At 38.5% G+C, this 13,461-nt stretch carries 13 protein-coding genes; 1 reads left to right on the top strand and 12 read right to left on the bottom strand.

Annotated features, from left to right (window positions below; translation table 11 throughout):
- Position 1: 1 nt before the first annotated feature.
- The 6 genes from AB2B47_RS01370 to eno form a co-directional block, all read right to left on the bottom strand.
- Positions 2 to 433, bottom strand: coding sequence for an arginine repressor (locus AB2B47_RS01370; protein WP_006148593.1), 432 nt, complete (start codon positions 431 to 433; stop codon positions 2 to 4).
- The gene (locus AB2B47_RS01365) at positions 426 to 1,241 is read right to left on the bottom strand and encodes a TlyA family RNA methyltransferase (protein WP_006152063.1); all 816 of its coding nucleotides are present in this window, start codon (positions 1,239 to 1,241) and stop codon (positions 426 to 428) included. The genes AB2B47_RS01370 and AB2B47_RS01365 overlap by 8 nt, the downstream gene beginning before the upstream one ends.
- Entirely contained in the window at positions 1,234 to 2,109 is an 876-nt protein-coding gene (locus tag AB2B47_RS01360) for a polyprenyl synthetase family protein (protein ID WP_006151945.1), read from the bottom strand. Before AB2B47_RS01360 ends, AB2B47_RS01365 begins: the two co-directional genes overlap by 8 nt.
- On the bottom strand, positions 2,106 to 2,318 hold the full coding sequence (locus AB2B47_RS01355; RefSeq protein ID WP_004253516.1) for an exodeoxyribonuclease VII small subunit: 213 nt from the start codon (positions 2,316 to 2,318) through the stop codon (positions 2,106 to 2,108). Before AB2B47_RS01355 ends, AB2B47_RS01360 begins: the two co-directional genes overlap by 4 nt.
- Complete coding sequence (gene xseA, locus AB2B47_RS01350) at positions 2,296 to 3,636, bottom strand: exodeoxyribonuclease VII large subunit (RefSeq protein WP_320693433.1); 1,341 nt, start codon at positions 3,634 to 3,636, stop codon at positions 2,296 to 2,298. The genes AB2B47_RS01355 and xseA overlap by 23 nt, the downstream gene beginning before the upstream one ends.
- A gap of 177 nt (positions 3,637 to 3,813) precedes the next feature.
- The gene (eno, locus tag AB2B47_RS01345) at positions 3,814 to 5,118 is read right to left on the bottom strand and encodes a surface-displayed alpha-enolase (RefSeq protein WP_006151882.1); all 1,305 of its coding nucleotides are present in this window, start codon (positions 5,116 to 5,118) and stop codon (positions 3,814 to 3,816) included.
- 163 nt (positions 5,119 to 5,281) lie between these two features.
- Between eno and AB2B47_RS01340 the strand changes: the two genes are divergently transcribed.
- Positions 5,282 to 5,725 carry a DUF1694 domain-containing protein gene (locus AB2B47_RS01340; protein WP_320693432.1) on the top strand — a complete coding sequence of 148 codons (444 nt, stop codon included), beginning with the start codon at positions 5,282 to 5,284 and terminating at the stop codon, positions 5,723 to 5,725.
- A gap of 2 nt (positions 5,726 to 5,727) precedes the next feature.
- Here AB2B47_RS01340 and AB2B47_RS01335 read toward each other — a convergent pair whose 3' ends face one another.
- From AB2B47_RS01335 to glgB, 6 genes are all read right to left on the bottom strand, one after another.
- Positions 5,728 to 6,837 (bottom strand): glycerate kinase, encoded by a 1,110-nt coding sequence (locus tag AB2B47_RS01335; RefSeq protein WP_006151865.1) that lies wholly within the window; start codon positions 6,835 to 6,837, stop codon positions 5,728 to 5,730.
- An 18-nt stretch (positions 6,838 to 6,855) separates the two neighbouring features.
- Complete coding sequence (serB, locus tag AB2B47_RS01330; protein WP_006151687.1) at positions 6,856 to 7,497, bottom strand: phosphoserine phosphatase SerB; 642 nt, start codon at positions 7,495 to 7,497, stop codon at positions 6,856 to 6,858.
- A gap of 61 nt (positions 7,498 to 7,558) precedes the next feature.
- Positions 7,559 to 8,992, bottom strand: coding sequence for a glycogen synthase GlgA (gene glgA, locus AB2B47_RS01325; protein ID WP_006151913.1), 1,434 nt, complete (start codon positions 8,990 to 8,992; stop codon positions 7,559 to 7,561).
- Complete coding sequence (gene glgD, locus AB2B47_RS01320; protein WP_006151425.1) at positions 8,989 to 10,128, bottom strand: glucose-1-phosphate adenylyltransferase subunit GlgD; 1,140 nt, start codon at positions 10,126 to 10,128, stop codon at positions 8,989 to 8,991. The genes glgA and glgD overlap by 4 nt, the downstream gene beginning before the upstream one ends.
- Positions 10,118 to 11,260: a glucose-1-phosphate adenylyltransferase gene (locus AB2B47_RS01315; RefSeq protein WP_006152164.1), complete on the bottom strand. Its 1,143-nt coding sequence runs from the start codon at positions 11,258 to 11,260 to the stop codon at positions 10,118 to 10,120. The genes glgD and AB2B47_RS01315 overlap by 11 nt, the downstream gene beginning before the upstream one ends.
- Positions 11,250 to 13,178, bottom strand: coding sequence for a 1,4-alpha-glucan branching protein GlgB (gene glgB / locus AB2B47_RS01310; RefSeq protein ID WP_006152285.1), 1,929 nt, complete (start codon positions 13,176 to 13,178; stop codon positions 11,250 to 11,252). The genes AB2B47_RS01315 and glgB overlap by 11 nt, the downstream gene beginning before the upstream one ends.
- Positions 13,179 to 13,461: the final 283 nt, after the last annotated feature.

Below are 13,461 nucleotides of genomic sequence, written 5' to 3'. Positions count from 1 at the left end.
CCTACCACTTTTTAACTTGCTCAACAATCTCTATAGCTGCTTCTTCAGTTCGCGCCACAATTAAAATTGAGTTATCATCTGCTAAACAGCTAAAAATCATATCCGAAAATGTTTGAGTCAATTGACTTTTTACAAAAATTGTATTCCCAGGAATGACATCTAAGTTGATGAGATTTCCCATTCTTTCAAAACTTTCGATATTGTTCTCAGCTAACTGTAAACTTTTAACTACTGACTTTGGTAATTCATAGACATATGTATTGTCTTTCAAAGGAATTTTTACAATCCCTAGTTCTTTGATATCACGTGAAACAGTTGCTTGAGTAGCAGAAATCCCTGCTTCTCTCAAGTGTTCAACGATTTCTTCTTGTGTGCCGATTTGATAGTCAGTCACAAATCTTCTAATCTTTTCAAGTCTTTCTTTTTTATTCATCTTTAAACTCTCTATGTGCTTTTTCTACTACTTTTTCTATTTCAGAAACCACTTGGTTGCTTGCATGTTCTTCTTTACTTAAATAAGCAAGAAATTCAATATTCCCCTGTCCACCTTGAATAGGAGAGAAATCCAATCCTAAGACTGAGAATCCTTCATCAACTGCCATTTTAGTAACTGATTCTAAAACATTTTGGTGAACTTTGGCATCTCTGATAATTCCATTTTTACCAATCTGTTCTCGGCCTGCTTCAAACTGTGGTTTTATGAGTGCAACAACTTCCCCTTGGTCGACCAATATTCTATGTAGAGCCGGTAAAATGAGACTCAAAGAAATAAAACTCACATCGATACTTGCGAAACTTGGCTCTTCTTCAAAGTAATTTTTTTCAGCATACCGAAAGTTAAATTGCTCCATGCTAACAACTCGTGAGTCTTGACGTAATTTCCAGGCAAGCTGATTGGTCCCAACATCAACGGCATAAACCAGTTTTGCACCATTTTGAAGCATGACATCAGTAAAACCTCCTGTTGAAGCACCAATATCAATGGTCGTTTTACCTTCAACTGATATGTCAAATTTTTCTAAAGCTTTCTCAAGTTTCAAGCCACCTCGGCTAACATACTTGAGTTTCTCACCCTTGAGTTTTAATTCAGTATCATCAGGAATTTTTTCTCCTGGTTTATCAAAACGCTCACCATTAAGGACTGCAATCACTAATCCAGCCATTACGCCCCGCTTAGCCTGTTCTCTTGTTTCAAATAAACCTTGTTTGTAGGCAAGTACATCTACTCTTTCCTTAGGCATTGATTCTCAAACTTTCTACTATTTTTACAATTGGTTCTTTATCAAAGTCAACTAATTGGCTAATCACGTCTAACTTTTCATTAGCCTGATCCAAAGTTCGGTTACAAAAAACTTTTGCCTCATCCAATCCTAACAAAGCAGGATAGGTTGATTTCTCAGCTTGCAAATCTTTTTGTGGTGTTTTACCAATTTCCTCAAAACTAGCAGTAACATCTAGGATATCATCTCTCACTTGAAAAGCAAGCCCAATCAGCTCTCCAACTGTTTTCAACTGTTTTTGAAGATTTTCATCCAATCCTGCAATAACTCCTGCCGCTTGAAAAGGGAAGGCTAAGAGTTTACCCGTTTTATTAGCATGGATGGTCTGAAGTTCTTCTAGGTTTAAATGTTTACCTTCACCTTCCATATCCAAAACTTGGCCAGCGACCATCCCCATACTTCCAGAAGAAAGAGACAAAGAAGCTATTAAATCTACCTTAATTTCGTTTGGCAAGTCTGCTTGCGCTATCAAAGCATAAGGATCTAAAAAGAGGGCATCTCCTGCTAAAATTGCTAGTGCTTCACCAAACTTCTTATGGTTGGTTAAACGACCACGACGAAAATCATCATCATCCATAGCAGGAAGATCATCATGAATTAAGCTTCCTGTGTGAATCATTTCAAGCGCTGCTGCAACCTGGGCATGAGCTGTAGTGATTGGCACCTGCAAAGACTCCAACACTTCTAAAAGTAGGTAAGGACGAATTCGTTTCCCACCTGCATGGATAGAATAGAGAACAGCTTCTCTGAGATTAGCAGCTAATTGCTGGTCTCCATAAAACTCCTCAAGAGCTGACTCAACCAAAGCTAATTTTTCTTGCTTGTTCATAGAAGTTCGCTTTCTGTTCCATCTTCTTGCATGACTTTAACCAAGGTCTTTTCTGCTTTATCAAGTGTTGCTTGCAATTCTTTTGAAAGAACCATTCCTTTTTGAAATGCAGTAATAGCATCTTCTAAAGCAATTTCACCATTTTCTAAACTCTGAACAATAGTTTCAAGCTCTGCTAAATTATCTTCAAATTTCTTCTGTTTTGACATCTTTAACCTCTAATTCTACATGACCATCTCTCATCATCAACATCACCTGGTCATTTTCTTTCAAATCATTTGCTGAAGATACCACGGTATCCTCTTTTTTAACAATCGCATATCCCCTTGCTACAATACGACTCGTATCTAACATGAGTAAAGCTTCTGACAAGCGTTTTACTTCAGCAACCTTAGCATCATAGATCACAGCCATCTGGCTACGCATTAATTTTTGTAACTGTTGAATACGATCTTGGTAGCGCTGAATCTTGACATTTGGCGATAATTGCTCCAAACGGTGAATTTGAGCTTGAACCTTCTGTTGATTTCTAACTAACTCACCATTCAATCCCTGCTTCAGTCGAAGTACTAACTGATCCAAGCGTTGCAGATATCCATCATATAAACGCTCTGGTTGCCTGAAGATGACTGATTGACTAAGCCCTCTCAAGGCTTCTTTTTTCTTTGATAAAGTATTTTGTACAGCAGTAGCCATTCGTTTCTCTTGATTTTTAAGGTAGGTCAGTAGATCTAACTTAGTCACAGGTGTAGCTAACTCTGCTGCAGCAGTTGGTGTTGCTGCTCTCTTGTCGGCAACAAAATCAGCCAAGGTTACATCCGTTTCGTGACCAACACTTGAAATAATCGGTAAACGAGATTCAAAGATAGAACGCACTACAATTTCTTCGTTAAAAGCCCAAAGATCCTCAATTGATCCACCACCACGACCAATGATAAGAACATCCAAGTCTTCTCGTTCATTAGCTCTAGCAATGTTACGGGCAATCTCCTCTGCTGCCCCTTCGCCTTGAACCTTGGTAGGATATAAAACAATCTCAACCCCTGGGAAACGTCTGCTAACGGTAGTAATAATATCCTGTATAACAGCACCACTACGACTAGTCACAACCCCGATACGTTTTGCAAACTGAGGGATTGCTTGTTTAAAGCGTTCTTGAAAAAGGCCTTCTTCTGATAATTTCTTTTTTAATTGTTCGAACTGAATTGCAAGAGCCCCTAAACCATCAGGCTCTGCCTTTTCAATGATGATAGAGTAGCTCCCACTTGGTTCATAGACTTGGACACGACCGATAACATTGATCTTCATCCCTTCTTCCAAATCAAAACCTAGTTTCTGATAAATACCTGACCAAATAGTCGCTTGGATTACAGCTCGATCATCTTTTAGAGAAAAATATTGATGAGTTGGACGCTTCCGGAAGTTAGAAACCTGACCAGTTAAATAGACCCTCTCCAAGTATGGGTCTTTATCGAATTTCATTTTCAGATACTTAGTCAAAGTTGTTACCGACAAATACTTTTCCATCTCAACCTCCTTCTTTCTCTAGTTTTTCCTGGGTATTATTATACCAAAAAAACGTTTAAAAATCTCTCTTTTCACCTCTAGAATACGAAAACAAGACTGGATTTCTTTGAGCTTGTCTAATAATATACAAAAGCCCTCGGAAAAATCCAAGGGCTTTCATTAGTTCACTGAACTAGATTATTTTTTAAGGTTGTAGAATGATTTCAATCCACGGTATTCAGCTACTTCACCAAGTTGATCTTCGATACGAAGCAATTGGTTGTATTTAGCGATACGGTCAGTACGTGAAAGTGAACCAGTCTTGATTTGTCCTGCGTTTGTTGCAACTGCGATGTCAGCGATTGTTGAATCTTCAGTTTCACCTGAACGGTGTGATACAACGGCAGTGTAACCAGCTTCTTTCGCCATTTCGATAGCGTCGAATGTTTCAGTAAGAGTACCGATTTGGTTAACTTTGATAAGGATTGAGTTAGCAGCACCTTCTTCGATACCACGTGAAAGGTAGTCAGTGTTTGTTACGAAGAAGTCGTCACCAACCAATTGAACTTTACTACCAAGACGTTCAGTAAGAGCTTTCCAACCGTCCCAGTCGTTTTCGTCCATACCATCTTCGATAGTGATGATTGGGTATTTGTTTACCAATTCTTCAAGGTAGTCGATTTGTTCAGCAGCAGTGCGAACAGCAGCTCCTTCACCTTCGAATTTAGTGTAATCGTAAACTTTGCGTTCTTTATCGTAGAATTCTGATGATGCACAGTCAAATCCGATAAATACATCTTTACCTGGAACATAACCAGCAGCTTCGATAGCAGCAAGGATTGTTTCTACACCATCTTCAGTTCCGTCGAAACGAGGAGCGAATCCACCTTCGTCACCTACGGCAGTTTCCAAACCACGTGATTTAAGGATTTTCTTAAGTGCGTGGAAGATTTCAGCACCCCAACGAAGAGCTTCTTTGAATGTAGGTGCACCAGCAGGTACGATCATGAATTCTTGGAAAGCGATTGGAGCATCTGAGTGAGATCCACCATTGATGATGTTCATCATTGGAGTTGGAAGAACTTTAGTGTTGAATCCACCAAGGTAGCTGTAAAGTGGGATTTCAAGGTAGTCAGCAGCAGCACGAGCCACAGCGATAGACACACCAAGGATTGCGTTTGCACCCAATTTACCTTTGTTAGGAGTACCGTCAAGAGCGATCATAGCACGGTCGATAGCTTGTTGGTCACGTACATCGTAGCCGATAATAGCTTCAGCAATGATGTTATTTACGTTGTCAACAGCTTTTTGTGTACCAAGACCACCGTAACGAGATTTGTCACCGTCGCGAAGTTCAACTGCTTCGTGTTCACCAGTAGAAGCTCCTGATGGAACCATACCACGTCCGAAAGCACCTGATTCAGTATAAACTTCTACTTCAAGTGTTGGGTTACCGCGTGAGTCTAGGACTTCGCGAGCGTAAACATCAGTAATAATTGACATTTTTTACTCTCCTTTGAGTTAAATTATTTTACACCTCTATGATACATCAAAAAGATACCTTTTTCAAGAAAAAACGTTATCTTTGTGCAAATTTTCCTTAAGTTTCTTAAGTAATCGCTTTCTTTTCCGCCTTATCTATAGACTTTTATGATATAATATATTTATGACTGATGTATCAAAACAAATATTAGAAAAAGCTCATGGCGGGCTTAAATTAAATCCCGACGAACAAAGACGTTTTCTTGGTACCTTTGAAGAACGTGTTCTTGGCTACGCTGTACTCGCTACTGCGAATGATGACAAATTTCAAAAAGGTTTTTTGACTATTTTAGAGTGTTTAAAAAAAGAAACTGAACCTCTATTTGTCAAAATCTCTCCTCAAGTTGAGTTTGAAAAACAAGTTTATTATTTAAAAAATGCTAAAGATTCTGATTGCCAAGCAACTATCGTTTCTGAAGATCATAACTCTTCTCCTTTCGGACTGGTTATTCATAGCGATGTTCCGGTTCAAACAAGTGAAAAAGACCTCAGAAAGGCCTTTTCAGACTTGTGGCAAGAGAAAGAGACGAAAGCTCCTACTTCTCTCTGGAAAAAATGGTTTGGTTAACTCTATCTCAAAGACATTATTCGTGCGATACTTGCAGCTGTATTTTCTAGATAAACAGCTGCTTTTTTTAGACTGTCTGCTAACGGTTCGCTTTTTTCAAGTATGGAAAAAGCTGCGACTATATTCTCAAATGGTAAGGGTGGTAAATCCTCTGATAAACTACCACAAATAGCAAGAACTGGAACATCTCTAGGTGTTCTTTTTGCTACACCGATTGGCGCCTTTCCAGCTAGACTTTGCGAGTCCAGTCTACCTTCGCCAACGATAACTAGGTCTGCATCAGTAACTTTTTGATCGAAGTTTATCAAATCCAAACAAGTTTGGATACCAGATACAATCTCTGCTCCAGCGAAGGCACACAAGCCAGCTGCAATACCACCACCTGCTCCTGCACCATCTAATTTTAATATTTCGGGCCCAACTTTACTATAGAAATCTTTAATAGCAGCATCAACTTCTTGAAATTTAGATGGATCCAATCCCTTTTGTTTCCCAAATGTAAAGGTAGCACCATAAGGTCCACAAAGCGGATTGGTAACATCTGCAAGTATTTTTATATGTACATCAGAAGGAATTTGAATTACTCCTTCCTTCAAAATTTTCCTGATATCAAATAGTGATTGACCATTTGCTTGAAGTACAATTCCGTTTTTGTCATAAAACTGGTAACCAAGTCCTGAAGCAATGCCAATTCCACCATCGTTACTAGCCGTACCACCGACACCAACGTAGATATCTTTGATTCCTTGTTCTATCAAATGGAGAATCAGTTGACCAATTCCCTTTGTTTGAATCTCTAGAGGATTACGTTTATCAAAAGGGATTTTAGCAAGACCTACTAAATTTGCAACTTCAAATAGAGCTAATTCTCTTTTTTGATAGTAAGACATCAAAACCTCATCACCAAAAGGTCCAGTTACTTGGACTCTTTTTTCTTTCAAACCTAGAGAACTTTTAATGGCGTCTACTGTTCCTTCACCTCCATCACCAACAGGTAAAAGTAGACATTCAGCATCCGGTATCACCCTTTTAAATCCTCTTTTTATAGCTTCTGCTACTTCGTTTGCAGGAAGACTCTCTTTGAAAGAGTCCGGCGCGATAACAACTTTCATTTTGATTCCTCTTTCTATCTAAAGGAAGTCTATCATTTCCAAAACTTTCCCAAAATCTCTCTCATCTACCTGAAGATTTATTTCCTTTTTCACAATATCCTTGGCACAAAAGGCTATTCCAAGTCCTGCACTTTTAAGCATTTTTAAGTCATTAGCTCCATCACCGATTGCAATCGTTCTATCAAATGGCACTTCTAATTCTTCAGCCCATCTCACCAGGGTTGCTTCTTTTACTTCTCTGCTTATAATAGGGCCAATTAGATTGCCAGTTAAATGATCATCTCTGATTTCCAGTTGATTAGCATTATATAATGAAATTCCCAAATCTTTTGCTAATCTTTCTACAATAGTGGTAAATCCGCCTGATACTAAACCGACTTCTATCTGATTTTCTTGAAGAACTTTAATAAACCGGGCAGCGTTTTTACTAAGGTGAAGCTCATGATAAATCTTATCAAAAGAATTTATAGAGAGACCTTTAAGAAGAGAAACACGACTTTTTAAACTTGCTTCGAAGTCTAATTCTCCTCTCATAGCTTGAGCTGTTAGCAGGGCTACTTCTTCTTCGCACTCTGCCTCTTTCCCTAATAAATCAATAACCTCTTCTTCTATCAGAGTTCCATCTACATCTAGCACACAGAGACCGTTGATTGTTTTCATTTATAATCCTTACTTTATTATCTCAAAAAATCGTATGAAAGCATCATACGATTTTATTTATTTAATTTGCTAAGCTGTGATACAAATCAAGGTAAGACTGACATGCTGTATCCCAAGAGAAGTCACATTCCATAGCTTGTACTTGAAGTTTCTTCCAAACGTCAGGATGATTATAGTAAACATCCAAAGCAGTTTGAAGAGCCCAATTTAGCCAGTAAGAGGTTAAGTTATTAAAACTAAATCCTGTACCCGTTCCTTCAATTGGATTAAACGGTTGAACAGTATCTCTCAACCCGCCTACCTCATGAACAAGTGGTAATGTTCCATAACGCATCGCCATCATTTGAGAAAGTCCACAAGGTTCAAAACGACTTGGCATTAGGAAAATATCACAGGCTGCATAAATTTCTTGTGCTAGCTTGACATCAAAGGTAATATTGGCAGAAAGTTTATCTGGGAATACTTGACCAAACCATGAGAAGGCTTGTTCAAAACCAGGATCACCTGTACCCAAGAGAACGATTTGAACATCTTCTTGAAGCATGCGATGCAAACCTTCAACGACGACATCAAAACCTTTCTGTCTTGTCAAACGCGACACAATACCAATCATTGGAACATCAGGACGAACTGGAAGACCAACTTTCTCCTGAAGTTTAGCTTTATTCTGAACTTTTCCTGATAGGTCTGATTTATTAAAATGATAATCCAACAAAGGATCCGTTTCTGGATTATAAAGATCCGTATCGATTCCGTTTACAATACCAGAAACCTTACCAGACTCCATTCGTAAAATCTGATCCAAGCCACAACCAAACTCTGTTGTCATGATTTCATAAGCATAGCTTGGCGATACAGTAGATACACGATCTGCATAGAGGATACCAGCCTTCATCCAGTTCAGGCAGTCATTCCAGCGAACTGTACCATCAGCATATCGTTCAAATCCAACTCGGAACAAATCCCAAAGCATACCTTCAGAGAATTGGCCTTGGAATTCCAAATTATGGATCGTTAAAACAGTCTTAATGTTTTGGTAGGCCTGGATCCATCTGTATTTTTCCTTCAACAAGAAAGGAATCATAGCTGTATGATAATCATGAGCATGAAGAACATCTGGTATAAATCCAATACGCTCCAGAGCCTCCAGAGCCGCAAGTTGGAAGAAGGCAAAACGTTCACCATCATCGAAATCACCATACACATGACCACGGAAGAAATAATACTGGTTGTCAATAAAGTAGAAAGTAACACCATTTAAAACAGTCTTCTTAATGCCACAAAATTGTCTACGCCAACCAACATATACTTCAAATTGAAGAACATCTTCAATTTGATCACCAAACTTGGCTTCCACCATGTCATAGTATGGCAGGATAACAGCAACTTCATGACCAGCTTTAACTAATGATTTTGGAAGAGCCCCGATAACATCTCCCAAGCCACCTGTTTTAGAAAAAGGGGCTCCTTCGGCTGCTACAAATAAAATTTTCATGAAAGAATGTCCTCTGTTACTTTTTCACCTTTTTTGATGACAACAGGATTTTCTGCTGTACCACGAATAACAACTCCATCAGCTACTTCAGCACCCTTATCAATAATTGCATTCTCAACTTGAGCACCTTCACCAATGACAACACGAGGGAAAACAATAGATTCTTTAACTAAGCTATCTTTATGAATTTGAACATTACGCGAAACAACTGAACGAACAACCTTACCTTCGACAATACTACCAGAAGCAAACTGCGAAGTATTTACTTCACAACCAGGTGCATAATAAGTTGGTTCTTCGTTTTTCACCTTTGTGTGAATCTTTTGATTTGGAGAGAACAAAGAGTAGAATTTATGCTGATCAAGCATATCAATATTGGCTTGGTAGTAGGTTTCTACAGAATGAATATTTGCCAAATAGCCAGTATACTCGTAGGCAAAAGCACCTTCTTTAGCTGCCAAATCACGAAGAACATAGCGAAGTTTTTCTGGATGTTCTTTCTGAGCTTCTTCTTCAAGACGTTCAATCAACCATGGGGTATCAACGACAAAGATATCGGTAGACATGTTGTAAAGATTTTGGTCTAATTTTTTATCAAAGAGCTTGTGAGAAAGCACATGGTCAGTTTCATCGATATCAAGGATTGCATTTACTTCTGAAATATCCTTCTTAGGTAGTTTCTTGTAAACAACTGTGATAGGAGATTTTGTAGTATTATGCAAATGGAAAACCTGAGCAAGATCAATATTTACCAAAACGTCACAGTTCAAGGAAACCGTTTGGTTAGATCCAGAACGTTTTAAATAAGTCAAGAGTTGTTGATAATACTCTTTACCGACCGTGCTACTTTCTACACGTGTATTGTAAATACCTAAATAGTAGTGACTAAGTAGTGTATTCAAGCCCCACTCGCGACCTGAACGAATGTGGTCGAAAACTGAACTGATATTATCTTGTTGGAAGATTCCAAAAACACTACGAACACCAGCATTTGCTAAACTTGAGAGTGGGAAGTCAATCAAGCGATACTTTCCTCCGAATGGCAAACTCGCCACAGGACGATTACTCGTCAAGGTTGACATATCATGAAAACCAACAGTGTTTCCTAAAATCGCTGAATATTTATCAATCTTCATCTGTTGCTACCCCCACTACTTCGTTATATCCGACTACTTCTACTTCTTCAGTTCCATCAATTTCTACACCATCAGCAATGATAGCACCTTCACCAATAATGGCACGTTTAATCTTAGCACCTTTTCCGACTACTGCTCCACTCATGATGACAGAATCGACAACTTCTGCTCCTTCACGAACTTGAGCTGCTGTAGATAAAATAGAGTGCTTCACGGTACCATTTACATAACATCCATCTACTACGAGAGAGTCTTCTACATGAGCATGTTCTCCAATAAAGTTTGGTGGAGAGATAAGGTTACGAGAATAGATTTTCCATTGACGATTACGACTATCTAGAGCGTTGTCTGGAGAAATATATTCCATATTTGCTTCCCAAAGCGATTCGATAGTGCCGACGTCCTTCCAGTATCCACTGAATTCATAGGCATAAACACTTTCTCCAGACTCTAAGTAGTTAGGAATAACATTCTTTCCGAAATCAGACATATCTAGGTTAGCCTTTTCAGCAGCAACTAGCATGTTGCGAAGTCGTTTCCAGTCAAAGATATAAATCCCCATTGATGCCTTGGTTGATTTTGGTTGGGCAGGTTTTTCTTCGAATTCAACAATGCGATTATTAGCATCTGTATTCATGATACCGAAACGACTAGCTTCTTTTAGTGGTACATCCAAGACAGCTACTGTCAAGCTGGCATTGTTATCCTTGTGTGATTGGAGCATATCATCATAGTCCATCTTGTAGATATGGTCTCCTGAAAGAATCAAAACATACTCAGGATTAATGCTATCGATATAGTCAATATTTTGGTAAATCGCATGACTTGTACCTTCAAACCAACGATTTCCTTCACTTGCAGAGTAAGGTTGAAGGATAGAAACACCTGAATCAATTACATCAAGACCCCAACTAGAACCATTACCAATGTGGCTGTTGAGAGCTAGTGGTTGATACTGTGTGATAACCCCAACATTGTGGATACCAGAGTTGGCACAGTTAGAAAGAGCAAAGTCAATGATACGATAGCGCCCACCAAATTGCACAGCAGGTTTTGCAATGCTTTGAGTGAGTTTACCGAGTCGAGTTCCTTGCCCACCGGCAAGGATTAAAGCTAGCATTTCATTCTTCATTTTCTACTCCTTTTTGAGATTTATTTGATTCTTTTTTAGCGGGTTTCAAGCGACGTTTTATTTTCCAGATACTTGCCCCCATAGCTGGCAAAGTAAAGGTCAAAGTCTGCTCATAATCCTTCCATAACCCTTCTTGAGTTTGAACAGTTTGGTTGTGTTCTTTCCAAACACCTCCCCATTGTTCCAACTCTGTATTCCAAATTTCTTCATACACACCTGCAACTGGCAGTCCAATTGTGAAATCAGATCGTTCGACTGGTGCCATATTAAAGACACAGACTAGCATCTCGCCTTTCTTGCCCTTACGAATAAAGGAAAGAACACTTTGATCTCTATTATCTGCATCGATAATTTCAATTCCATCATAGCTTGTATCAATTTCCCAAAGACAACGGTGGTCCTTATAAAGTTGGTTCAACTGAGATGTGAAGTATTTCATCTTGGCATTCATTGGATCTTCAAGGTTTGACCATTCTAATTGCTCTTCTGATTTCCACTCTAAGAACTGCCCGAATTCGCTACCCATAAAGAGCAATTTCTTACCGGGGTGACAAATTTGATAAGTATAAAGGTTTCTAAGGCCTGCAAATTGATTATAACGATCACCCCACATCTTATGCATCATACTCTTCTTACCATGTACAACCTCATCATGTGAGAATGGTAGGAGATAATTTTCATTAAAGACATACATAAAACTGAAGGTTACAAGGTTAAAATCATACTTGCGGTAAATTGGATCTTCTTCGTAGAAACGTAAGATATCATTCATCCATCCCATGTTCCACTTGTAGTCAAATCCAAGACCACCCATCTCTTTCGGACCTGTTATTTTAGTTGCCGAAGAGCTTTCTTCTGCAATCATCATGACATCAGGATGAGCTAGCTTAATAACAGTATTTAAACGCTGAAGGAAATAATAGCCTTCGTAGTTAAGATTGCCACCGTCTTTATTTGGTGTCCAAGGTGCATTATCATAATCAAGATAAAGGATATTACTTACGGCATCTACACGGATACCATCTAAATGATAAAAATCAATCCAGAACTTAATGCTAGAAATTAGGAAAGATTGTACTTCGTTTTTCCCTAAGTCGAAGTTTAACGCCCCCCAACCATAGTTATGAGCTTTGTTATGGTCTTGATATTCAAAAGTCGGAGTTCCATCATAGTAGGCTAAGGCATCATCATTGATTGTAAAGTGTCCTGGAACCCAGTCCACGATAACACCGATATTGTTTAAGTGACACTCCTCAACAAAGTCTTGAAACTCTTCTGGTCTTCCGTAAGAATGTTCTAAACCAAAATATCCCATAAGTTGATAGCCCCAACTCAAACCTAGCGGGTGAGCCATCAAAGGCATAAACTCAATATGAGTGTAGTTCATTTCAACTAAGTAAGGGATCAACTCTTCTTTTAATTGAGCAAAACTATATGGAGTTCCATCTGGATTTCGTTTCCACGAACCAGCATGTGCTTCGTAAATATTAACTGGTCTTTCGAAGAATCCCAAACGCTTTCTACGAGCTAACCAAAGTCCATCCTTCCATTTCTTTTCTGGAATTTCTGTTAACACAGCACCTGTTCCTGGACGTGCTTCATAGCGAACAGCTAAAGGATCAATCTTCATAAGCTGATGACCGTTAGCCCGTGTGATATGATATTTATAAATCTGACCCTCTTGGGCAAAAGTTGTAAAAACTTCCCAAACTCCAGATTCGTTTCGTACCATAGGGATTTGATTTTCAACCCAATTCGTGAAATCACCGACTAGATGAACAGCCTGCGCATTTGGAGCCCAAACACGGAATGTGTAACCCCATTCCCCGTCTTTTTCCTCACGATGTGCGCCCAAATAGTGCTGAAGATGGAAATTTTCGCCTGTTGTAAAAGTTCTTAAAGCTTCTAATGTATCCATAAATCCCCCTTTATATTGTAAGCGTTTTCTATATTTCTATTATACTATCTTTTAAGAAAACTTTCAACCAATTTCCGAATTATCATAAATATTTTTTAGAAAATCTTCAAGTAATTATCTTAACATTTCTTAAATTTTCAGTATTTATTGATATTCTACCTTGATATCAGTTTTTGTAGCATTAAATCACTTACAATATTTTTTTCAATGCTAATTTTGCAAAACAGATACTTTAAAAACTTAACGTTATTTTCATGAATCAAACTTTTTGTTCGGATAAAGT

The organism is Streptococcus wuxiensis, assembly GCF_040888245.1.
GTDB lineage: Bacteria > Bacillota > Bacilli > Lactobacillales > Streptococcaceae > Streptococcus > Streptococcus wuxiensis.
This window is presented reverse-complemented; position numbering and strand designations above follow the sequence as displayed.